This window comes from Chromobacterium sp. FG89 (assembly GCF_057808735.1).
On record NZ_JBMDIQ010000012.1, the window covers coordinates 133,070 to 155,795 of the forward strand.

Sequence of the window (22,726 nt, forward strand, 5' to 3'; positions counted from 1 at the left end):
CCTGAACCGCTCGTTCAGCAACGGCAAGACCGAGCAAACCGTGCTCACCAATATCTCGCTGTCCATCCTGCCCGGCGAACTGACCCTGATCATCGGTCCGTCCGGCTCCGGCAAGAGCACCTTGCTGTCCGTGCTATCCGGCCTGCTGCCGCCCAGTTCCGGCCGCGTCACCGCGCTGGGTCTGGAGCTGACCCGGCGCTCCATCGAGGAGTTGAGCCGCTTCCGCCTGGAGCATTGCGGTTTCGTGTTCCAGGGCTTCAATCTGTTCGCCTCGCTGACCGCGCTGGAAAACGTGCTGCTGCCGCTGAACTACGGCCCCAAGATCAGCAAGCCGGAAGCCGAGAAGCGCGCCCAGGAGGCGCTGGAACTGGTGGGCCTGGGCCCGCGCGCCAAGCTGCGGCCCATGGAATTGTCCGGCGGCGAAAAGCAGCGCGTCGCCATCGCCCGCGCGCTGGTCAAGCGGCCCAAGCTGATGTTCGCCGACGAGCCCACCAGCGCGCTGGACAGCCATAACGGCCAAGTGGTGATCGACCTCTTGCACCAGATCGCCCAGGAACAAGGCACCACGGTGCTGGGCGTGTCGCACGACAACCGCCTGATCAAACACGCCGACCGCGTCATCACCCTGGAAGACGGCCAGGTGGTCAAAGACCTGCGCGTCCATAACACGCCGATGGAGGTAGCATGAGCAGCCCTATTCCCAAGACCCCGCTGCGCCTGGGCCCGCTGCTGGCCTTGAGCCTGTTGCTGGCCGGCTGCTCCGAGCCCCCGCCTCCCGCGCCGGTCCAGCAATCGCCGTGGGCCGCCATCGCCAAGGGCCGCGTCAGCATAGAAGGCGGGGTGATCAATATCGCCGCGCCGCGCGCCGGCATCATTCGCGAGGTGTCGGTGGAAGAAGGCGCCGAGGTCAAACCCGGCGCGGTGCTGGCCCGCATCGACGACCGCGAGGCCAATCTGGCGATGAAGGTGCGCGAGCAGGAGCGCGACGAGGCGCGGCAGGCGCTGACGCTGCTGCAGGTCAAGCACGCCATCGCCCAGCGCGAGCTGCAACGGGTGTCCGCGCTGAGCGGCGACGAGGTGGTGTCCAAGCAGGAAAAAGACAACGCCCGCGATCAGGTCAAGCTCAGCGCGTCCGAACTGGCCCGCCAACAGGCGGCGGTGGCCACCGCCGACGCGCAAGTGGCGGCCAGCAAGCTGGAAGTGGATCAACACGTGGTCCGCGCGCCGCTGGCCGGCCGCATCATCCGCCGCCAGGCCCGCCCCGGCGACGGCACCTCCACGCTGAACGTGACGCCTCTGTTCATGTTCGCCCCCAACGGGCCGCGCATCGTTCGAGCCGACCTGGAAGAACGCTATGTGGGCTTGGTGACGGCGGGACAGGCGGCCGAGGTGACGCTGGAAGCGGACGAAACCAAGGTCTACAAGGCCAAGGTGCTGCGGCTGGGCCAGGTGTTCGGCAACCGCCCGGACAACGACGACCCCAATGAAAAACAGGACGTGCGCGTGATCGAATGCGTGCTGGCGCTGGTGGACGCGCCGGAAATCCGCATCGGCCAGCGAGTGCTGGTGCGCATCGCCCGACAAGACAAGGCGGGCAAGCCATGATGCGCCCCATCGCTCTGCTGCTGCTCCTGGCGCTTGGCGGCTGCGCCGGGCTGGAGCCTTCGCGCCCGACGCCGGCGCTGCCGGAACGCTACGGCCGGACCCTGCCCGGCGCCGGCCCGGACGCCCAGGCCTGGGACGGTTTCGGCGATCCCGGCCTCAGCCGCTGGATAGCCGCGGTGCGCGAGGGCAACACCGATCTCGCCGCCAGCCTGGCGCGGCTGGACGCCGCGCGCGCCGAACTGGGCGTGCTCAACGCCGACCGCTATCCCAAGCTGGACTTCGAACAATCGGTGGAGCGGCGCAAACTGTCCAAATTCGATTTGGGCGAAGTGAGCGAAGACACCGCCAATCCCAGCACCCGCTATAGCACGCGGCTGGCGCTGGGCTATGAAGTGGACTTGCGCGGCCGGGTCAGCGCCGCGACGCGCGCCGGCCGCGCCGACCTCAAAGCCAGCGGCGGCGACCTCGACGCGCTGGGCCTGAGCCTGGCGCGGCAAACCGCCGAACTGTGGCTGACCCGGGCGGAGCTGGCCGCCGACATCGAACTGGTCCAGGAGGCCGCGCGGCTGCGTCAGCGGCTGCTGGCCGGCGTCGCCGCCAAACGCCGCGTCGGCCTGGCCAGCGGCCGGCAACTGCTGGAACCGGACAGCGAGGCCAGCGAAGCCGCCCGTCTGGTCGCTCAACAAGGCGACGCGCTGAAGCGGGTGGAGCGCAGCCTGTGCCAGCTGGCCGCCAAAATGCCGGACGCCTGCGGGCTGCCGCCGGCGCGTCCGCTGCGCGAACTCCGGCTGCCGGAAGTGGGCGGCGACGTGCCGGCCCGGCTGCTGCAGCGCAGGCCGGACCTGAGCGCGGCCCAGGCCCGCTACGACGCCGCGCGCGCGCGCATCGACGAAGCCGAGGCCGCCCGCTGGCCGTCGCTGACCCTGAACGGCGGGCTGGGCATCAGCGCCGGCAGCTGGTCCGGTCTGCGCGGCAGCAAGGTGCTGAACTGGTCGCTGCTGCCGCAGCTGGACATTCCGCTGTTCGACGCCGGCAAGCGCAAGGCCGAGGCCCAGCGCGCGCGCTCCGCCGCCGCCGAGCAATACGCGGCCTGGCGCGGCGCCGTCACCCGCGCGGTGTACGAGGTGGAAGACGCCGCCGCCTCCGCCCATTTCGCCAAAACCGATCAGGAGGCCAGGCAGCGCCAATACGTGGACGCCAGCCGCCGCTTGCGCGCCGAGCGCGACGCGCGCGGCGTGGGGCTCAGCGACGGTCAGGCGGAATGGCGCGCGCAACTGGCGGAGCTGCAGGCGGAACAGGGCGTGCAAGGCGCGCGCCGCCAGCAATTGCTGGCGGCGGCCAATCTGATCGCCGCGCTGGGCGGCGGCTGGGAGGGCGCGGACAAGACCGCGCCCTGAGAAGCGATGAAGCGATGCGGGAGCGCGGCGGCCTCAAGCCGGCCGCGCGTCGCAGCGCGGCAGGCGGATTTCCACGCCCAGGCCGTTGCCGTGCAGGCCGTCGGTCAACAGCAGGCTGCCGCCGTGCAGCTCCACCACCCGCTTGACGATGGCCAGCCCCAGGCCGCTGCCGGTCACGGTATTGTCGGGCAGGCGCACGAAACGCTTCAGCACCTGCTCCCGCCACTGCGGCTCGATGCCCGGCCCGTCGTCCAGCACCGCCAGCCTCACATTGGAAAACCCCTCGCTGACTTCCACATTGATGCAAGCGCCGTCCGGGCAGTAACGGATGGCGTTGTCCAGCAGATTGTCCAATAGGCTATCCATCGCGCTGGCGTCGCCGCAGCAGGCCGCCGTCTGCGCGCCGTCGTAGGCCAGCGTGATGTTGCGCTCCATCGCTCGCGGCACCTGGCGCGCCAGCGCCGCGCGCGCCAAGGCCGCCAGATCGAAGGATACCGGCAGCACCCGCGCCGATTCCGCGTCCAGCCGCGACAGCGTCAACAGCTTGCCCACCAGTTCGCCGCTGCGGCCTATGCTGGCGTCCAGCAAGGCCGCCAGCGCCGCCCTCTCCTGCTCGGACTCCGCGCGCGCCAGCAGATGCACTTGCGCGCCTATCGCCGCCAGCGGCGTGCGCAGCTCGTGCGCCGCGTCGGCGAAGAAGCGCTGCTCGCCCTCGCGAAAGGTCGCCAGCCGCGACAACAGCTCGTTGACGGAATTGAACACCGGCCGCAATTCCTGATATTCGGGGTCGGCGCAGGCCAGCGGCGCCGTCGATTGCACATCGCGCGAGGTGATGGTGGTGGCCAGCGTCGCCAAGGGCTGCAGGGCGCGGCCGTAACCGACGCGCAGCAGCAGCATGATGATGGGCACCGCGGCGATCAGCGGCAGCAGGAAGAAGATCAGGATTTCGGCCTGCACTCGCTGCACGAAGCTGCGCGCGATCGCCAACTGCACCCGGACCTCGTCGCCGCTCGCCGTCAGCATGCGCCAGCGCCCCTGGTTGGCCGGCGCGCCGCCGCTGGGCGGCTGCTCCAGCTCCGGCCAGGCGCTGGACACCGCCAGCAGGCGCTGGCGCTTGTCGACGATGCGATAGGCCAGCTCGTCCTTGACCGGCGGCCTTTCGCTATAACCGTGGCCGAACTGGCCGATCAACTGATCGACGACGCGGGCGCGCTCGCTTTCCTTGATGTCGGCGCTGTAGACGGTGGCCAGGGTGCGCGCCAGCCCGCGCAAATCGCCGTCCAGATAGCCGGAACCGACCCGGGTCACTTCCCAATAAAACCAGGCGAACAGGACCAGCCACACCGCCAATAGGGTGCTCAGACTGGTCCATAACAGCCGCCGGTAGAGCGAGCGCCGCGCCAGCGAGGGGATGATCATGCCGGCTTGGGCAGCAGATAGCCGACGCCGCGTATGGTGCGGATCCAGTCCGAACCCAGCTTGCGCCGCAGATTGTGGACATGCACTTCCAGCGCGTTGTCGGACTCGCAGCACAGATGCTCGACCAGGTGCTCGCGGCTGACCACCTTGCCGGCCTTGCGCACCAGTTCGAACACCAGCGCGAACTCGGACGGCGACAAAGCCACCGCCGCGCCGCCCATCGACAGCTCTCGGGTTTCGGCGTTGATGCACAAATCGCCGATCTGCCAATTGGCCGACACGAAGCCGCTGCTGCGCCGGGTCACCGCCTGCAGCCGGGCCAGCAGCTCGGGAATCGCGAAGGGCTTGACCAGGTAATCGTCGGCGCCGTTGTGCAGGCCGGCCAGCCGGCTCTCCAGCGCGTCGCGCGCGGTCAGGATGATGACCGGCAGCGTCGATCCATTGCCGCGCAGCTCCTGCAGCAAATGCAGGCCCTCGCCGTCCGGCAAGCCCAGATCCAACAACAACGCGTCCTGCGGCTCCTCGGCCAGAAAGGTGCGCGCCTCCTTCAAGCGCCTCACCCAGACGGTGCGAAAGCCGGCCTGGCGCAAAGCCTGCCCCAGCGCCTCGCCCAATGCCAGATCGTCCTCCACCAACAGTATGTTCACGGGATATCTCCGCTCGCCAAAACAATGTCAAAATCATGCCAGAGCGCCATGGCAAAAGCTACCGCGCCGACGTCAATCCTCGGGCTGCAAGAGATGATCCAGCGACAGCACATCGCCCAGCCGCCGCAGGGCCTGCAACTCCTCGCGATGCTCTCGCGCCAGACATTCCGCCAGCGCCTCGCCCTTGGGCAGCAGCCGCACTTCCACGCAGCGGCGGTCGTCCCGCCCCGGGCTGCGCGCCACCAGCCGCTGTTGCTCGCAGCGGCTGATCAGGCCCACCACGCTGTGGTGGTGCGACTGCAGCCGCTCGGCCAGTTCGGCCACCGTGGCCCAGTCGCGGCCGGGAAAGCCCTTGATCTGCAGCAATAGCAGGTATTGCAGCATGGTGATGCCGTGGCGCTGGGCCGCCTCCTCGCTGAAACGCTGGAAGCGGCGCAAACGATAGCGGAAGTCCGCCAGACGTTCGAAATCCTGTTTGGAGAAGCTGGATGGCTCGGGCATGCGGTCAATGATCCAGCAAGGCGCGGTAGCACACCGGCGACGCCAGCTCTCCGGCCTCGATGCGCGCTATCTCGTCCAGCTTGTCGCCCAGGAATTGCGCCAAGGCCTGCGCCGGCTGCTTGTCGCCGCCGCCTGCGTGCAGCAACACCAGGCCGCCGCGGCGGCTGGCCTTCCACAAGGGCCACCAGCGCTGCGGGTTCGCCGCCAGGTCGGCCCAATACACCTCGCAGAAGGTGGGCCAATGACGGTCGTCCTGGCGCAGCCATTTCAGCAAGCCGGGCGCGGGCGCCACGCTTTTGAGCCAGTGGGCGGCGTCCAGCGCCTGCCGCGGCAAGCCCTTCGGCCAGGTCTCCTCGATCAGAAAAGCGTTATCAAGCCCCGGCCGGTATTCGCTCACCGGCAATAGGCGAATGGTTGCGTCCATTGCGTCACTCCTTATTTCATCTGGCGGCGGAGGCGGTGCGGCGTCGTCAGAAATATCGTATTACGATATTTAATGGTCAAAAAAAGGCGGCTGGGCCGCCATTGGAAGCTGTGTTCAAAGTCTTGCGAGCTTGAGCGAGACAAGGCGAAAACGAGCGCAAAAGCGGAATGTACTCGTGGCACATAAGCATTTTGAGCGGGTTGTTAACGTCATATCGCCGCAGCGCAGCAGATCGTGAAGGCCGCGGCGAATCGCCGCGGCCCTTTACCGCTACAGCGCGGCCTTGAAGATCGCGCAGATTTCCTCGTGGCTGGCCTGGATCGGATTGGTCAGACCGCAAGCGTCCTTCAAGGCGTTGGCGGCCAGTTCAGGAATATCCTCTTCCTTGACCCCCAGTTGCGTCAATCCCGCCGGAATGCCTACATCGGCCGCCAATTGGCGTATGGCGGCGATCGCCGCCTCGGCGCTGGCTTCCACGCCCAGCGCCGCGCCGACATCGGCCAGCCGCTGGCCGGCCGCCTTGGCGTTGTAAGCCTGCACATGCGGCAGCAGCACCGCGTTGCACACGCCGTGCGGCAGATCGTAAAACCCGCCCAGCTGATGCGCCATCGCATGCACATAGCCCAGCGACGCGTTGTTGAAGGCCATGCCGGCCAGGAATTGCGCGTAAGCCATCTGCTCGCGCGCCTCCATATCCATGCCGTTGCGCACCGCGCGGCGCAGATGGCCGGCGATCAGCGTCACCGCCTTCAAGGCGCAGGCGTCGGTAATGGGCGTGGCGATGGTGGACACATAGGCTTCCACCGCGTGGGTCAGCGCGTCCATGCCGGTGGCGGCGGTCAGCCCGGCCGGCATGCCGGCCATGGTTTCCGGATCGTTGACCGACAGCACCGGCGTGGTGTGCTTGTCGACGATGGCCATTTTGATGTGACGGCTCTCGTCGGTGATGATGCAGAAGCGAGTCATTTCCGAAGCGGTGCCGGCGGTGGTGTTGATCGCCACCAAGGGCAGTTGCGGCTTGGCGGACTTGTCCACGCCCTCGTAATCCTGGATCTTGCCGCCGTTGGCTGCCACCAGGGCGATGCCCTTGGCGCAGTCGTGCGGCGAGCCGCCGCCCAAGGACACCACGGCGTCGCAGCCGTGCTCGCGCAACAGCGCGAGGCCGGCGCCTACGTTGGCGGTAGTGGGATTGGGATGCACGCCGTCGAACAGCACGGTGGCGATGCCGACGCCGCCCAGCAGCTCGGTCACTCGGCCGGCCAGACCGGTTTTCACCAGGCCGGCGTCGGTCACCATCAAGACCTTGCGGTAACCGTAGCCGCGCATGGTTTCAACGGCTTGTTGCAGACAGCCCGCGCCCATCAGATTGACGCAGGGGATGAAGAAAGCGCTGGTGGCCATGGCAAACTCCTGTTCTTAAGACATTTGTCATAATCGCAGTATGCTCAATTTGGCCGATGCGGCATTTGCCTCACATCAAAAGATGTCCAATCGCCCCGCTCACTTATGCGGCAACACATCCTGCGCCAGCTGGGTGATCAGGGCGCCGAAGCCGTCCCACATGATCTGTACGCCCAGGCATAGCAGGATGAAGGCGGACAAGCGCAGGAACACCACCGAGCCGGTCTGGCCCAGATAGCGCAGCAGCTTGTCGGCGTGGCGGTAGCACAGATAGACCAGCAAGCTGCACACCAGCACCGCGAAACTGCCGGCCAGCGGCGAGATCGCGTATTTGACGATGCCCTTGCCGGTATCGGTCAAGGAAGCGCCCATGGTGATGGCCACCGAGATGGAGCCCGGCCCCACCGTCAGCGGGAAGGTCAGCGGATAGAAAGCGCGCTGCTTCAGGGCGTCCTGGTTTTCCGCCTGGATGGGCTGGTCGGTGGAAGTGGGGCTGCTTTCCGGCGGCGCGTCGTTGAGCATGCGCCAGGCGGCGAAGGTGATCAGCAGGCCGCCGGACAATTGCACCACCGGCAAGGACACGCCGAAGAAGGACAGCACATAGCCGCCGGTGAACATGCTGCCCAACAGCAGCAAGGCGCAATACATGGCGATGCGGCGCGCCAGGTAGCGGCGCTGCTGCGGCGTATTGCGCGCCGTCATCGAGATGAAGATGGGCACCAGGCCCGGAGGGTTCATGATCGGCAGCAAGGCGGCCATCACAAACAGAAACTTTGTTATGAATATTGTCAGCAACTGCATGAATGACTCCGAAGCCATCGAATTCAGATCGGGAACGCCGGCGGGCGGCGCCGCGCCAGCCGCCATATTACACAATTCATCAGTATTGCAAGCCGGCTCTCGCTCGGACTGCGGCGCCCCGCCCCGGTTCCGGCGCGCCGCGCGCATCCGCGGCGCCGGCATGGGCCGGCGCCGAATCCAAAACAATCAAGCCCTTACGCAAAACAGCCCGGCATGGCCGGGCTGTTGGCGAACTGCCGCGCTAAGGCTGGCAGAATTCACAGAGGATCAGCGCGTGGCGGCGGCCAGCTTGCCGTCCTTATTCTCTTGGCGCAAGGCGCGAGCCTTGACCAGCGCCTCGCTGAAATCAATCTCTTCCAGCGCCACCATCCGGGTTTTGTGCTTGTACTTGTAGCCCAGCCACAGCGCCAGGAACAGCGGGATGCCCAGATAGGTGGCGATCACCGCGCTCCAGTCGATATGGCCGCCGATGAAGGCCTCGTAGTTCTGGCCCAGCATGATCAGCAGACACAGCGCGAAGGCGAACAGCGGCCCCAGCGGGAACCACTTGGCCTGGTAGGGCAAGTCCGCCAGATCGTGGCCCTGCTTGACGTAGCCGCGGCGGAAGCGGTAGTGGCTGATGGCCACGCCCAGCCAGGCGATGAAGCCGGTCATGCCGGAAGAGTTCAGCAGCCACAGATAGACCGCGTTGGTTTCAAACAAGGAGGTCAGGAAGCACAGCGCGGCGATCACGCTGGTGGCGTACAAGGCATTGCGCGGCACGCCGTTGCTGGACAGCTCGGCAAAGCGCTTGGGCGCCATCTTGTTGCGCGCCATGGTGTACAGCATGCGGGTGGACGCGTACATGCCGGAGTTGCCGGCGGACAGGATGGCGGACAGGATCACCGCGTTCATCAGGCTGGCGGCCATGGCGAAGCCGGCGCGGTTGAACACCAGGGTGAACGGGCTGGCGCCGACATCCTTCATATCGTTCTTCAGCAGCAGCGGATCGTTGTACGGCAGGATCAGGCCGATGATCAGGATGGACAGCATGTAGAACATCAGGATGCGCCAGAAGATCTGCCGCACCGCGCGCGGGATGGTCTTGCCCGGATTGGCGGATTCGCCGGCGGCGACGCCGATCAGCTCGGTGCCCTGGAAGGAGAAGCCCACAATCATGGCCACGCCGACAAAGGCGGCCAGGCCGCCGACAAACGGCCCCTGCCCCTGCTGCATCACCGACAAACCCGGCGCGATGCGCTGCGGATTGGGGTCGGTCATGATGCCGAAGATCATCAAAAAGCCGATGACGATGAAGGCGATGATGGTGGCCACCTTGAGCATCGAGCACCAGAACTCGGCCTCGCCGAAGCCCTTCACCGAGAAATAGTTGAGCACGAAGATGATCAACAGGAAGCCGGCGCTCCAGACGATGCCGGGCACCGCCGGATACCAGTAATGCATGATGATGGCGGCCGCGGCCAGCTCCACCGCCACGGTGATGGCCCAGTTGTACCAGTAGTTCCACCCTTGGGCGAAGCCGAAGGCCGGATCGACGAAGCGCGAACCGTATACCTGGAAAGAGCCGGATTCCGGCATGAAGGCGGCCATTTCGCCCAGGCTGGTCATCAGGAAGTAAACCATCAGGCCGATCAGGGCGTAGGCGATCAAGGCCCCGCCGGCGCCGGCCGACGCCACGGTGGCGCCGGAGGCCAGGAACAGGCCGGTGCCAATGGAGCCGCCGATGGCGATCATCGACAGGTGGCGCGCCTGCAAGGTGCGCCTAAGCTCTTGGCTTTCTTGCTTTTTTTCCATCTCTTTGTCTCAAGTGCGCCTGCTCGGCGACATTGCTTTCGGCTCGCTGCGGCCAGCCGGCGGCCTGCTGTCGCTACGACAGGCAGTCGTAATCGAAACGCAAAAGAATGACAGCAACCACGACTGTTGACTAGTCAAACATGGCTTTGAAGCTTAAAAAACGAAAATGTCATGTTCGCAAAGGAATACCGCACCCGCTTGGATTGCGGCCGAAAGCCGGCCCAAAGCCCCGCCGGCCGGCACGGGCCGGGCCTGCGGCGGAAGACGCGGCTTTGCCCATCCGCGGCGCGGCGCTCTGAAACGCGGCGGACCTTGAGTACGACAAGTCGGCGCAACGCAGCATCCGGGGTGTGTTCGCCGCGCTTCGCCGTCGCTGCGTGCAGCATCTGTCGCGTGAATCATACAGTTTTCACCCGCCCCGCCCGCGCCGGCGCGCCGCAGGAAAGGCGCCGCGACCGCAGCGCCACAACGTGGTTGCATGGGAAAACTCACAGTCTCCGATGGTCTCCCGCCGTTTACAAATAGGAATGAATCTCATTTGCAAAAATGACAAATAAGATCTTGTCATATAAAGACAAATTTAAATTTAATCCAAATTAAAACAAATAAGACATCACAAACCGTCACAATCGCATTTACAATTTTCACACCGCCCCATTGAATAAAAACCCACCTAAAACAAATAAAATTTCCATCCGCCTTTATTCATCCAATCCCTTCGCCATATCAATATAACGATTGCTCATAACCCTATAGCGGCTAATTTGTTCGCCCGCTCCCGACATCTGCCATAGAATGGCCGCGCTAACTGAAGCTAAACCTGTTCTTTCCATCATTTTTATTTTGGTTATCACATAACGATAAGTGAAACGCCCGCGCATGAACGCGGGCCAGTCGCAATTCAATCGCTTTTGATTCCACAACCATTTGAGATAAACCATGAACGCCATTGTCGATCCTGTTTTTCACCCTTTTGGAGTTTCCGCCCCGGATCTCGCCCGGCAAATACTGGAACGGGTTTTCAAGCTGCGCCGCGTCCACCCGGAAGACCTCGCCGCGCCGGAGGACCTTGCCGCGGAAATGGCTCCTCACCTGCCCAAGATTCAGGCCGCCGTCAGCCGACGTCAGCCGCTGCAAATGATTTTGCCGGCCTTTCCCGGCAAATCGCCCAATCGCAATAAAACCCTGGGCGCCATGCCCGACCTGGCCGAACGCCACGCGCTGGATAATCTGCACCAACTCTGCCGGGACATTCAGAGCATCTACCCGCCGGGCGCTCAAGTCGCCATTTGCTCGGACGGCTATTGCTTTTCCGACGTGGTGTATATCCCGGACGCGGAAGTCGCCGCCTATATGGACGACTTGATTCGCTACGCGCGGCAACGCCATGGCGACAGCTTCCGTTTTTACGATCTGAAAGACCACTTCAGCTATATCGGCGATCTGGATTCCCAGCGCGAAGAGTTGCTGATTCTTTACAGCGACTCCATCGAACAGATCAAACGCCAATGCCAGGACGAACCGGCGATGCGCGCGATGTACCAGGGCATTACCCGTTTCCTGTTCGAAGACGCGCAAGGCATGCCGCGCTTCGCCGGCCACAGCAAGACCAGCTTGCAGAAAATGGCGCGCGCCAACGCCTACCGGGTGATCCAGCGCAGCAATGCCTGGAGCCGGCTGCTGGAGCGCGCGTTTCCGGACAGCCTGCGCCTGTCCATTCATCCGCAATTCCGCGTCTCCGCCAAAATCGGCGTGCGCCTGGTGGACAGCACCGACGCCTGGCTGACGCCCTGGCACGCCGCCGCGATCAAGCACGAGCACGGCGTGATGCTGAAAAAACGCAGCGACATCGACGAGAACCAGTCCGCGCTGGTCTTTGTCGACGGCCGGCCCAGCCACTTCATCGCCACCGCCGCCTGAAGCCCCGCCTTTCATTGTTCATTTCGAGTATCGCCATGCAAAACGAACCTATTGTCGCTTCCATTGTTTCCATTCTGCTCGACGCCTTCCAGGGCGAAGCCGACCACCCGCAGCGCGAATCCTACCGCCAGGCGCTGAGCGCCCAGGTGGAAGGCTTCGTGCGCCGGCAACAGCCGCTGCAATTGCTGCTGCCGGGCTTTCCGCTGAAATCGCCCAACACCCGCGACAAGACCGCGTCCGACCGCCCCGACTACGCCGAATACGCGGCGCTGGAACGGCTGGACCGGCTGTGCCGCGCCGTCGGCCGCGTCTACCCGGCCGGTTGCGCGCTGGAACTGTTCAGCGACGGCCTGAGTTTCCACGATCTGCTGGACATCCCGCGCGACACCGCCAACGACTACCACCGCCGGCTGCGCGCGCTCTACGCCAGCCCGGTGCTGCGCTGGCATGATTACGCCAGCGTCCAGCCCGGCTTCGACCGCCTGCGCGACCGCGCGGAAAGCGTGCTGCGCCGCTACCTGCCCGCCGCGGCCGCGGACTTCTCCCAGCCGCTGCCGGAAAACCAGGCCGGACGCCAGCCGCAATGGCTGGGTCTGCTGCGCGAAGACAATGCGGCGCGCGGCATCGCCGAGGCCGAGGACTGGCCGCAGCGCGCGCGGCGCCTGGCCTGGCGCGGCATCGCGCTGGACGCGATGCTGGCCGAGCACTTCCCGGAAGCCATCCGGCTGACCATCCACCAATCCGGCGCGCCCGGCGGCAAATTCCCCATCCGCCTGTCTCCGGCCCAGGCCGAGGCGGCCTTGCCCTGGCACCGCGTCTACCTGCTGAACCTGGCCGGCCACGGCGAGCTGGTCTCCAAGCGCCAGGCGCTGGACGCGCGCCGCGCCAAGGCGGTGAGCTTCGACGGGCAGCCCTGGCTCTATCTGGAACAGGCCGGCGCGGAATGGGAAGGTTGCGAGTTGTCGGTGATGCGGGCCGGCCGCTTCGGCCTGCTGATAGAAAACCGCCGTCCCGGCGCCAACTGCCTGTCTCTGCCGCGCCCGGCCTTGACCCGCTTGGCCCAGATGTTCGGCTTCGTCGCCCTGCGCGGCTTCGCCGTGGCCGACGAGGACAATCTGATCGACTTCAGCGCCCAGTTCGGCACCCCGTATATCTGGCAGTTCGGCGCGGTGCACAAGGTCAAGCCGGAGGAAGACGCCGACGGCTTCGTCCACTCCTTCGAGGAGCTGCCGCTGCACTGGGACTTGAGCATGCTGCCGGCCGACAATGCGTTCGTGCGCAAGAATCCGCACTTCAGCGCCAGCCTGTTCGCACTGTATTGCAAGACCGCGCCGCAACACGGCGAAGGCCAGACCACCCTGGTGGACGCGCGCAACATCCTGCGCCAGGTGCCGGTGGCCACCCTGGCCGAATGGGAGCGGCTGGAAATCCGCTACCACACCAAGTTCACCTATTTCGGCGGCGACGCCCGCGTCTACCCGCTGGTGGAAGCCCACCCGGACACCGGCGAATCCGTGCTGCGCTTCCAGGAAAACAGCAACTCCGAACTGCAGAAGTTCTTCGTCGACGTGGAAGAGCGCGCCGACGACTATCCCAACCTGGTGCAGGAACTGCTGGAACGGGCCTATGCGCCGGAAAACCTGATCGAGCACGACTGGCACGACGGCGACCTGGCGCTGATAGACAACTACAACAGCCTGCACGGCCGCCGCGCGATGACCCGCGCCTCGCGCGGACGCGAGCTGTGGCGTGTCCAGGTCCACAAAGGCTAAGCACCTGTTTACGATCTGCTGCGCGTCGGCGATACAGCGTTGAAACCCGCTTCGAAATGCTCATGTACCACGCGTACATTCCGCTTTCTCAGCCGCAACGCCTTGTCTCGCCTTAGCTCGCGAGATCGTAAACACGTTCTAAGGCCCGCCCCGCGCCGTCCGGCCCCGCCGGGCGGCATCGCCCCCCATCCCCCGAAAACCGCCATGAACCCACGCAAGCAGAAAATCCTCTTCGTCGGCGAGGCCGTCACCCTGGCCCATGTCGCCCGCCCCTACACCCTGGCCGCCGCGCTGCCCGCAGCGGACTACGACATCCACCTGGCCGCCGCGCCGCGCTTCGATCATATTTACCAACGCCAGGACATCCAATACCACCCGCTGATCACCAAGCGCTGCGAAGACTTTCTTGACGCCGTGGACAACGGCAAGCCGCTGTACCGGCGCGAGGAAATCATCGCCTACGTCGAAGAAGAATTGCGCCTGATCGAACGCCTGGACCCGGACATCATTGTCGGCGACTTCCGCCACTCGCTGGGCATCAGCGCCGCGCTCTCCGGCAAGCCCTTGATCAATCTGATCAACGCCTACTGGAGCCCCTACCGCCGGCCGCAGCCGCTGCCGGTGCCGGAACTGGCCAAGATCAATCTGCACCGCCTGCCCGTCATGCCCGCGCTGATGCGCTGGATCACCCCGCTGGCCACCCGGCTGCTGGCCCGCTCGCTCAACCGCGCCCGCGCCCATTACGGCCTGGCGCCCTTCGCCAACTGCTTCGAAGCCTGGAGCCACGGCGATCAAGTGCTCTACTACGATTCCCCGGAACTGGTGCCGCTGGATCCGCTGCCCGCCCACCACCGCTATCTGGGCCCGGTCACTTGGTCGCCCGGCGGCGCGCTGCCGGACTGGTGGCCGCAATTGCAAGACCGTCCCACCGTCTACCTGTCGCTGGGCTCTTCCGGCAACCTGGCCCTGCTGCCCACGCTGATTGAGCAGCTCCTGGGCGAAGGCCTGCAAGTGATCGCCAGCACCGGCCGCCGCCAGCGGCTGCCGCAACGCTCCGGCCTGTTCAGCGCCGACTTCCTGCCCGGCGAGGCCGCCGCCGCCCGCGCGGACCTGGTCATTTGCAACGGCGGCAGCCCCACCAGCTACCAGGCGCTGGAACAGGGCCGGCCGGTGATCGGCATCCCGTCCAATATGGATCAGCTGCTGGCGATGCGGCATATCGAAGCCTACGGCGCTGGCGCCACGCTGCGCCGCCGCCACATCGAAACCGGCCAGCTGCCACCGCTGCTGCGGCGCATGCTGGCCACGCCGTCCTACCGCCAGCGCGCGCAGCAACTGGCCTGGCATTTCGCCGCAGCCCGGCCTCACCTTACATTCCGTCAAGTCTTGCAACAATTCGACATACAATCGCCGGCGCAAGCAAAGCCCGGTTCAAACACGGAGCGCATAATGCCGTAAGCATCGACCCTCAGCCTGCTGCGGCGCCATCCCTCGCCCCATCCGCGCCGGCGGTCGCCTTCGAATGATCCGGAGCGGCCCTCGCCGCTCCAAGGCCGTTTTTCTGGAGCCCCGCCGTGACCCAATCCGCCGCGCCTCGCCGCCCGTTTTACCGTTCCCCGCTGTGCTGGGGCCTTGTCGTCGCGCTCGCGCTGGGCGGCGGCTGGTGGTGGCGGCAGCACGCGGCCGCGGACGCCGCCGGCCAACGCCGCGCCGCGCCGCCGGCGGCCGTGGGCGTGGCCGCCGCGCAGCGGCAAAACGTGCCCTTGCAGATCAGCGCGCTGGGCACCGTCAACTCCACCTACACCGTCACCGTGCGCAGCCGCGTGGACGGCCAGCTGGACAAACTGCATTTCGAGGAAGGCCAGCCGGTCAAACAAGGCCAGCTGCTGGCGGAACTGGACCCGCGCCCGTTCCAGGCCGCGCTGGCCCAGGCCGAAGGCCAGTTGCTGCGCGACCAGGCCTTGCTGCAAAACGCCCAGCTGGACCTGAACCGCTACCGCCAGCTGCTGGAGCAGAACTCCATCGCCAAACAACAGGTGGACACCCAGGCGGCGCTGGTGCGCCAGTATCAGGGCACGGTCAAGCTGGACCAGGGCGCGGTGGACAACGCCCGGCTGCAGCTCAGCTACAGCCGCGTCACCGCGCCGGTGTCCGGCCGCGCCGGCCTGCGTCAGGTGGACCCGGGCAACATCGTCCACGCCAGCGACGCCAACGGCCTGGTGGTCATCACCCAGACCCAGCCCATCAACGTGCTGTTCTCGGTGCCGGAAGTCAGCCTGGGGCCGGTATTGCGGGCCAGCCGCGCCAAGCCCGGCCTCGCGGTGGAAGCCTGGGACCGCGACAACCGCAACAAGCTGGCCGACGGCGCGCTGCTGGCCATAGACAACCAGCTCAACACCAGCACCGGCACCGTCAACCTCAAAGCCCGCTTCGCCAACGCCGACGAGGCCCTGTTCCCCAATCAATTCGTCAATGTGCGCCTGAGCCTGGGCGAGCAGGAAAACGCCGTCACCGTGCCGGCCGCCGCGGTGCAGCTGGGCAAGGCGGGCAGCTACGTCTACACCGTCAACGCCGACAGCAGCGTCAGCCTGAACAAGATCAGCGCCGGCGCGCGCGTCGGCGACATCGTCATCGTCGAGCAAGGCCTGCAGCCCGGCCAACGCGTGGTGGTGGACGGCCTGGACAAGCTGCGCGACGGCGCCAAGGTCACCGTGGTGGACCGCGCCGCGCAAAACCGCCAGGCCGCCCAGGGCGCGGGCAAAAACGGGCGCCACAAGCGCGACGGCAGCGGCCCGGCCGGCAAACGCCGCGCCTCGGCGGCGCAGTAAGCGCGGAGAGACGGCATGAATCCCTCCCGTCTGTTCATCCAGCGGCCGGTGGCCACCACCTTGCTGATGATCGCCATCCTGCTGACCGGCCTCGCCGCCTGGCGCATGCTGGCGGTGTCCGCCTTGCCGGAGGTGGACTATCCCACCATCCAGGTGGTCACCCAATACCCGGGCGCCAGCCCGGAGGTGATCACCTCTTCCATCACCGCGCCCTTGGAGCGCCAGTTCGGCCAGATGCCCGGCCTGTCGCAAATGTCGTCCACCAGCTCCGGCGGCGCTTCGGTGATTACCTTGCAGTTCGGCCTGGAACTGGGCCTGGACGTGGCCGAGCAGGAAGTGCAGGCGGCGATCAACGCCGCCGGCAATCTGCTGCCCTCCGATCTGCCCAATCCGCCGGTGTACAGCAAGGTCAATCCGGCGGACACCCCCATCATGACCATCGCCGTCACCTCGCCCACGCTGCAGCTGACCAAGCTGGAGGATCTGGTCGACACCCGGCTGGCGCAGAAGCTGTCGCAAGTGCCCGGCGTGGGCCTGGTCAGCATCAGCGGCGGCCAGCGCCCCGCGGTGCGCATCCAGACCAATCCGCGCCAGCTGGCCTCGCTGGGCCTGACGCTGGAAGACGTGCGCACCGCCATCGCCAGCGCCAACGTCAACCAGGCCAAGGGCAGCTTCGACGGCCCGCGCCAGGCCTCCACCATAGACGGCAACGACCAGCTCAAGTCCGCCGACGAATACCGCGGCGTCGTCATCGCCTACCGCAACGGCGCGCCCATCCGCCTGTCCGACGTGGCCCAGGTGGTGGATTCGGCGGAAAACACCCGCCTGGCCGCCTGGGCCGGCGCCACCCCGGCCATCATTCTCAATGTGCAGCGCCAGCCCGGCGCCAACGTGATCCAGGTGGCGGACCGCATCAAGACCCTGCTGCCGCAGCTGCGCGACGCCCTGCCCGGCGCGGTGGACGTCAAGGTGCTGAGCGACCGCACCGTGACCATACGCGCCTCGGTGGCGGACGTGGAGTTCGAGCTGATGCTGGCCATCGCCCTGGTGGTGATGGTCATCTTCCTGTTCCTGCGCAATGTACCGGCCACCGTCATCCCCGCGGTGGCGGTGCCGCTGTCCCTGGTGGGCACCTTCGGCGTGATGTATCTGGCCGGCTTCTCCATCAACAATCTCACCTTGATGGCGCTGACCATCGCCACCGGCTTCGTCGTGGACGACGCCATCGTGATGATAGAAAACATCGCGCGCTACATCGAAGACGGCGAAACGCCGATGGCCGCGGCGCTGAAAGGCTCCAAGCAGATCGGCTTCACCATCATCTCGCTGACCATCTCGCTGATCGCCGTGCTGATTCCGCTCTTGTTCATGGGCGACGTGGTGGGCCGGCTGTTCCGCGAATTCGCCGTCACCCTGGCGGTGTCCATCCTGATCTCGGCTTTCATCTCGCTGACGCTGACGCCGATGATGTGTGCGCGCCTGCTCAAACACGTGCCGGAAGACAAGCAAGGCCGCTTCTACCACGCCAGCGGCCGCTTCTTCGACCGGGTGATCGCCCGCTACGGCCGCATGCTCAGCTGGGTGCTGGAGCGGCAGACGCTGACCCTGCTGGTGGCGCTGGCCACCGTGGCGCTGACCGCCGCGCTCTACCTGGCCATGCCCAAGGGCTTCTTCCCGCTGCAAGACACCGGCGCCATCCAGGGCGTCAGCGAGGCCTCGCAATCCATCTCCTTCAGCGCCATGGCGCGCCGGCAGGAAGCCTTGGCCCAGCGTCTGCTCAAAGACCCGGCGGTGGACAGCCTGTCCTCCTTCATCGGCGTGGACGGCAACAACGCCACGCTCAATAACGGCCGGCTGCTGATCAACCTCAAACCCAAGGCGGAACGCGACGACATCCGCACCGTGCTCGCCCGGCTGCAAAGCCAGGCCGACGCGCTGCCGGGCATGGCGCTCTACCTGCAGCCGGTGCAGGACCTGACCATAGATTCCCGCGTCAGCCGCACCCAATACCAGTTCACCCTGCAAGCCACCAGCGCCGAGGACCTGTCCGCCTGGACGCCCAAGCTGGTGGAGACGCTGCGCCGGCTGCCGCAGCTGGCCGACGTGGCCAGCGATTTGCAGGACCAGGGCCTGCAGGCCTACGTCAACATCAACCGCGACACCGCCGCGCGCCTGGGCGTCAGCACCGCCGCCATCGACAACGCGCTCTACGACGCCTTCGGCCAGCGGCTGATCTCCACCATTTTCACCCAGACCAATCAATACCGCGTGGTGCTGGAAGTGGACCCGCAGCACCAGCAAGACCCGCTGTCGCTGAAAAGCCTGTACGTGCCCACCGCCAACGGCGGGCCGGTGCCGCTGGACGCGGTGGCCAGCATAGAGGAGCGCCCCGCCGCGCTCGCCGTCAACCACCTGGGGCAATTCCCCACCGCCACCGTGTCCTTCAATCTGGCCCCCGGCGCCTCCCTGGGCGCGGCGGTGGACGCCATCCGCCAGGCCGAGGCCGAACTGGGCCTGCCGGCCAGCATAGACACCAAGTTCCAGGGCGCGGCGCTGGCCTTCCAGGCCTCGCTGTCCAACACCCTGTGGCTGATCCTGGCCGCCATCGTCACCATGTACATCGTGCTGGGCGTGCTGTACGAAAGCTATATTCATCCCATCACGATTCTCTCCACCCTGCCCTCGGCCGGCATCGGCGCGCTGCTGGCCTTGCTGCTATCCGGCAACGATCTATCGGTCATCGCCATCATCGGCATCATTCTGCTGATCGGCATCGTCAAGAAAAACGCCATCATGATGATAGATTTCGCGCTGGAGGCCGAGCGAGAGCGCGGCATGAGCCCGCGCGACGCCATCTACCAGGCCTGCCTGCTGCGCTTCCGCCCCATCCTGATGACCACGCTGGCCGCGCTGCTGGGCGCGCTGCCGCTGATGCTGGGCGGCGGCATGGGTTCCGAGCTGCGCCAGCCGCTGGGCGTGGCCATGGTGGGCGGCCTGCTGCTCAGCCAAGTGCTCACCCTGTTCACCACCCCGGTGATCTACCTGGCCTTTGACCGGCTGGCGCGCCGCCTCCGCCCTAAGACCAAGCCGAAACTGAGCGCCGAGGGCGAGGCATGATCCCCTCCGCCCCCTTCATCCGCCGCCCGGTGGCCACCACTCTGCTGACCCTGGCCATCCTGCTGGCCGGCTTGCTGGCCTTCAAGCTGCTGCCGGTGTCGCTGCTGCCGCAAGTGGACTTTCCCACCATCTCCGTCAGCGCGCGCCTGCCCGGCGCCAGCCCGGAGACCATGGCAGCCACCGGGGCCACCCCGCTGGAACGGGCGCTGGGCCGCATCGCCGGCGTCACGGAAATGACCTCGTCCAGCTCCCTGGGCTCCACCCGCGTCACCCTGCAGTTTGAGCTGGACCGCGACATCGACGGCGCCGCGCGCGACGTGCAGGCGGCCATCAACGCCGCCCGCTCGCTGCTGCCCACCGGCATGCCGTCCAACCCCACCTATCGCAAGGTCAACCCCGCCGACGCGCCCATCATGATCATCGCGCTGACCTCAGACAGCCTGAGCCGCGGCCAGATGTACGACGCCGCCGACACCATACTCGGCCAGAAGCTGGCCCAGGTGGAGGGCATAGGCGACGTCAACGTGGGCGGCGGCGCGCAGCCGGCGGTGCGGGTGGAACTGAACCCGCGCCAGCTCAACCACTACGGCATCGGCATGGAAACCGTGCGCGGCGCCATCGCCGGCACCAACGCCAACCGGCCCAAGGGCTTTCTGGAAAACGACGAGCGCCACTGGCAGGTGCAGGCCAACGACCAGGCCACCAAGGCCAGCGACTACCTGCCGTTGATCGTCAGCTACAAAGACGGCGCCGCGGTGCGCATCGCCGACGTGGCCGAGGTCAAGGACTCCGTGGTGGACCTGCGCAACGCCGGCCTCCTGGGGCAGCAGCCGGCGGTGATGCTGATGCTGTTCCGCCAGCCCGGCGCCAACATCATCGAAACCATAGACCGGGTCAAGGCGCTGCTGCCGCAGCTGCAAGCCTCCATCCCCGCCGCCATCAACATGCAAGTGGTGATGGACCGCAGCCCCACCATCCGCGCCTCGCTGCAGGAAGTGGAACGCTCCCTGCTGATCTCGGTGGCCCTGGTCATCCTGGTGGTCTTCCTGTTCCTGCGCAACGGCCGCGCCACCGCCATTCCCGCCATCACCGTGCCGGTATCGCTGGTGGGCGCCTTCGCCGTGATGTACCTGGCCGGCTTCTCGCTCAACAACCTCAGCCTGATGGCGCTGACCATCGCCACCGGCTTCGTCGTCGACGACACCATCGTGGTGCTGGAAAACATCGCCCGCCACATCGAAGACGGCATGAAACCGATGCAAGCCGCCTTGCGCGGCGCGCGCGAAGTGGGCTTCACCGTACTGTCCATGAGCGTCTCGCTGATCGCCGTCTTCATTCCCATTCTGCTGATGGGCGGCGTGATCGGCCGGCTGTTCCGCGAATTCGCCGTCACCCTGTCCGTGGCCATCCTGGTGTCGCTGCTGGTCTCGCTGACCACCACCCCCATGCTCTGCGCGCGCTGGCTCAAACCACGCGAAGAACGGCCTCCCGGCCGGCTGTTTCAATGGAGCGAACGCGTCTTCGACACCATGCTGGACGGCTATCGCCGCAGCCTGGACTGGGCCTTGCGCCACGGCCCGCTGATGATGCTGATCCTGGCCGCCACCATAGGCCTCAACGTCTACCTCTATCTGGCGGTGCCCAAGGGCTTCTTCCCGCAACAAGACACCGGCCGGCTCAACGGCATGATACGCGCGGACCAGAACATCTCCTTCCAGGCCATGCAGCAAAAGCTGCAGCGCTTCATCACCGTGGTCAGCCAAGACCCGGCGGTGGACGCCGTGCTCGGCTTCACCGGCGGCGGCCAACGCAATAGCGCCAATATGTTCGTCAGCCTCAAGCCGCTGAGCCAACGCGGAGAAAGCTCGGACCAAGTCATTGCCCGGCTGCGCAAAACCCTGGCGCGCGAACCCGGCGCCCAGCTCTTTTTGCAGGCGGTGCAGGACATCCGCATCGGCGGCCGTTCCAGCAACGCCCAGTACCAATACACCCTGCAAGGCGATGATCTGGCCGAACTGCGCGAATGGACGCCCAAGGTGCAGCAAGCGCTGATGAAGCTGCCCATGCTGGCCGACGTCAACACCGATCAAGAAGTCAAAGGCCTGCAAACCACCCTGGTCTTCGACCGCGACGCCATGGCGCGGCTGGGCCTGACCCAGGCCCAGGTGGACGCCGCGCTCAACGACGCCTTCGGCCAGCGCCAGGTATCCACCATCTACAACGCGCTCAACCAATACCGCGTGGTGATGGAAGTGGCGCCGCAATACTGGCAAGGCCCGGACGGCCTGGACAGCATCTTCCTGCAAACGCCGGGCGGCCAGCCCACCCCGCTGTCCGCCGTCGCCCGCTGGGCGCCCGGCAACACCGCGCTGTCGGTCAACCACCAAAGCCAGTTCGCCGCCGCCACCGTCTCCTTCAACCTGCCGCCGGGCGCCGCGCTGTCCGACGCCACCGACGCCATCAACCAGGCGCTGGCCGGCGTCGGCCTGCCCAGCAGCATCCACGGCAGCTTCCAGGGCAGCGCCAAAACTTTCCAGGCCTCGCTGGACAGCCAGCCGCTGCTGATCCTGGCCGCGCTGATCGCCGTCTACATCGTGCTGGGCATGCTGTATGAAAGCGTGGTGCACCCGGTCACCATTCTCTCCACCCTGCCCTCCGCCGGCGTCGGCGCGCTGCTCGCCATCATCGCCACCGGCGGCGAATTCAACGTCATCGCGCTGATAGGCGTGCTGCTGCTGATCGGCATCGTCAAAAAGAACGCCATCATGATGATAGACTTCGCGCTCAACGCCGAGCGCGAACAGCAGATGACGCCGGAACAGGCGATACGCCAGGCCTGCCTGCTGCGCTTCCGCCCCATCATGATGACCACGCTGGCCGCGCTGTTCGGCGCGCTGCCGCTGGCCCTGGGCCGCGGCGACGGCGCCGAGCTGCGCACCCCGCTGGGCATCTCCATCGTCGGCGGCCTGCTGCTCAGCCAGCTGCTGACCCTGTACACCACCCCCGTCGTTTACCTGTATCTGGACCGCTTCCGGCTGTGGTGCCGCCGCTGGCGGCCCGCGCGCGCCGCGCTGAACCGCGGAGCCGAGGAATGAAACCC

At 66.3% G+C, this 22,726-nt stretch carries 16 protein-coding genes and 1 pseudogene; 9 read left to right on the forward strand and 8 right to left on the reverse strand.

What is annotated here, in order from left to right:
• Positions 1-55 precede the first annotated feature (55 nt).
• From ACODRW_RS13830 to ACODRW_RS13840, 3 genes and pseudogenes are all read left to right on the forward strand, one after another.
• Positions 56-688: pseudogene (locus tag ACODRW_RS13830) on the forward strand (ABC transporter ATP-binding protein); the annotation flags it as partial.
• A complete protein-coding gene (locus ACODRW_RS13835; RefSeq protein ID WP_235088887.1) occupies positions 685-1,605 on the forward strand; it encodes an HlyD family secretion protein in 921 nt (306 codons plus the stop codon). The pseudogene ACODRW_RS13830 and the gene ACODRW_RS13835, both read left to right, overlap by 4 nt.
• Positions 1,602-3,002 (forward strand): efflux transporter outer membrane subunit, encoded by a 1,401-nt coding sequence (locus tag ACODRW_RS13840; protein WP_488905985.1) that lies wholly within the window; start codon positions 1,602-1,604, stop codon positions 3,000-3,002. The genes ACODRW_RS13835 and ACODRW_RS13840 overlap by 4 nt, the downstream gene beginning before the upstream one ends.
• Before the next feature lie 33 nt (positions 3,003-3,035).
• On the opposite strand, the gene ACODRW_RS13845 is transcribed toward ACODRW_RS13840, so the two are convergent.
• From ACODRW_RS13845 to ACODRW_RS13880, 8 genes are all read right to left on the reverse strand, one after another.
• Positions 3,036-4,421 (reverse strand): ATP-binding protein, encoded by a 1,386-nt coding sequence (locus tag ACODRW_RS13845; protein ID WP_107799366.1) that lies wholly within the window; start codon positions 4,419-4,421, stop codon positions 3,036-3,038.
• The gene (locus ACODRW_RS13850) at positions 4,418-5,068 is read right to left on the reverse strand and encodes a response regulator (protein WP_107799367.1); all 651 of its coding nucleotides are present in this window, start codon (positions 5,066-5,068) and stop codon (positions 4,418-4,420) included. Before ACODRW_RS13850 ends, ACODRW_RS13845 begins: the two co-directional genes overlap by 4 nt.
• A gap of 72 nt (positions 5,069-5,140) precedes the next feature.
• Positions 5,141-5,569, reverse strand: coding sequence for a MarR family transcriptional regulator (locus tag ACODRW_RS13855; protein ID WP_107799368.1), 429 nt, complete (start codon positions 5,567-5,569; stop codon positions 5,141-5,143).
• Between the two features lie 4 nt (positions 5,570-5,573).
• A complete protein-coding gene (locus tag ACODRW_RS13860) occupies positions 5,574-5,993 on the reverse strand; it encodes a DUF488 domain-containing protein (protein WP_107799369.1) in 420 nt (139 codons plus the stop codon).
• 270 nt (positions 5,994-6,263) lie between these two features.
• Positions 6,264-7,394 (reverse strand): L-threonine dehydrogenase, encoded by a 1,131-nt coding sequence (gene yiaY / locus ACODRW_RS13865; protein ID WP_107799370.1) that lies wholly within the window; start codon positions 7,392-7,394, stop codon positions 6,264-6,266.
• A gap of 99 nt (positions 7,395-7,493) precedes the next feature.
• Complete coding sequence (locus ACODRW_RS13870; RefSeq protein WP_488905996.1) at positions 7,494-8,213, reverse strand: MarC family protein; 720 nt, start codon at positions 8,211-8,213, stop codon at positions 7,494-7,496.
• 249 nt (positions 8,214-8,462) lie between these two features.
• On the reverse strand, positions 8,463-9,989 hold the full coding sequence (locus ACODRW_RS13875) for an amino acid permease (protein WP_107799371.1): 1,527 nt from the start codon (positions 9,987-9,989) through the stop codon (positions 8,463-8,465).
• Between the two features lie 701 nt (positions 9,990-10,690).
• On the reverse strand, positions 10,691-10,939 hold the full coding sequence (locus ACODRW_RS13880; protein WP_488905986.1) for a hypothetical protein: 249 nt from the start codon (positions 10,937-10,939) through the stop codon (positions 10,691-10,693).
• Here ACODRW_RS13880 and ACODRW_RS13885 point away from each other — a divergent pair.
• From ACODRW_RS13885 to ACODRW_RS13910, 6 genes are all read left to right on the forward strand, one after another.
• Positions 10,929-11,909, forward strand: coding sequence for an isocyanide synthase family protein (locus ACODRW_RS13885; RefSeq protein WP_235088899.1), 981 nt, complete (start codon positions 10,929-10,931; stop codon positions 11,907-11,909). The two genes, ACODRW_RS13880 and ACODRW_RS13885, sit on opposite strands and share 11 nt — an antisense overlap.
• Positions 11,910-11,944: 35 nt before the next feature.
• A complete protein-coding gene (locus ACODRW_RS13890; protein WP_488905987.1) occupies positions 11,945-13,681 on the forward strand; it encodes an isocyanide synthase family protein in 1,737 nt (578 codons plus the stop codon).
• A 204-nt stretch (positions 13,682-13,885) separates the two neighbouring features.
• Positions 13,886-15,139 carry a glycosyltransferase gene (locus ACODRW_RS13895; RefSeq protein WP_235088902.1) on the forward strand — a complete coding sequence of 418 codons (1,254 nt, stop codon included), beginning with the start codon at positions 13,886-13,888 and terminating at the stop codon, positions 15,137-15,139.
• Positions 15,140-15,255: 116 nt separating this feature from the next.
• On the forward strand, positions 15,256-16,509 hold the full coding sequence (locus ACODRW_RS13900; protein ID WP_146176643.1) for an MdtA/MuxA family multidrug efflux RND transporter periplasmic adaptor subunit: 1,254 nt from the start codon (positions 15,256-15,258) through the stop codon (positions 16,507-16,509).
• 15 nt (positions 16,510-16,524) lie between these two features.
• Positions 16,525-19,626, forward strand: a complete 3,102-nt coding sequence (locus tag ACODRW_RS13905; RefSeq protein ID WP_488905988.1) for an MdtB/MuxB family multidrug efflux RND transporter permease subunit — start codon at positions 16,525-16,527, stop codon at positions 19,624-19,626.
• Entirely contained in the window at positions 19,623-22,721 is a 3,099-nt protein-coding gene (locus ACODRW_RS13910; RefSeq protein ID WP_488905989.1) for a multidrug efflux RND transporter permease subunit, read from the forward strand. Before ACODRW_RS13905 ends, ACODRW_RS13910 begins: the two co-directional genes overlap by 4 nt.
• The last annotated feature ends 5 nt before the right edge of the window (positions 22,722-22,726 follow it).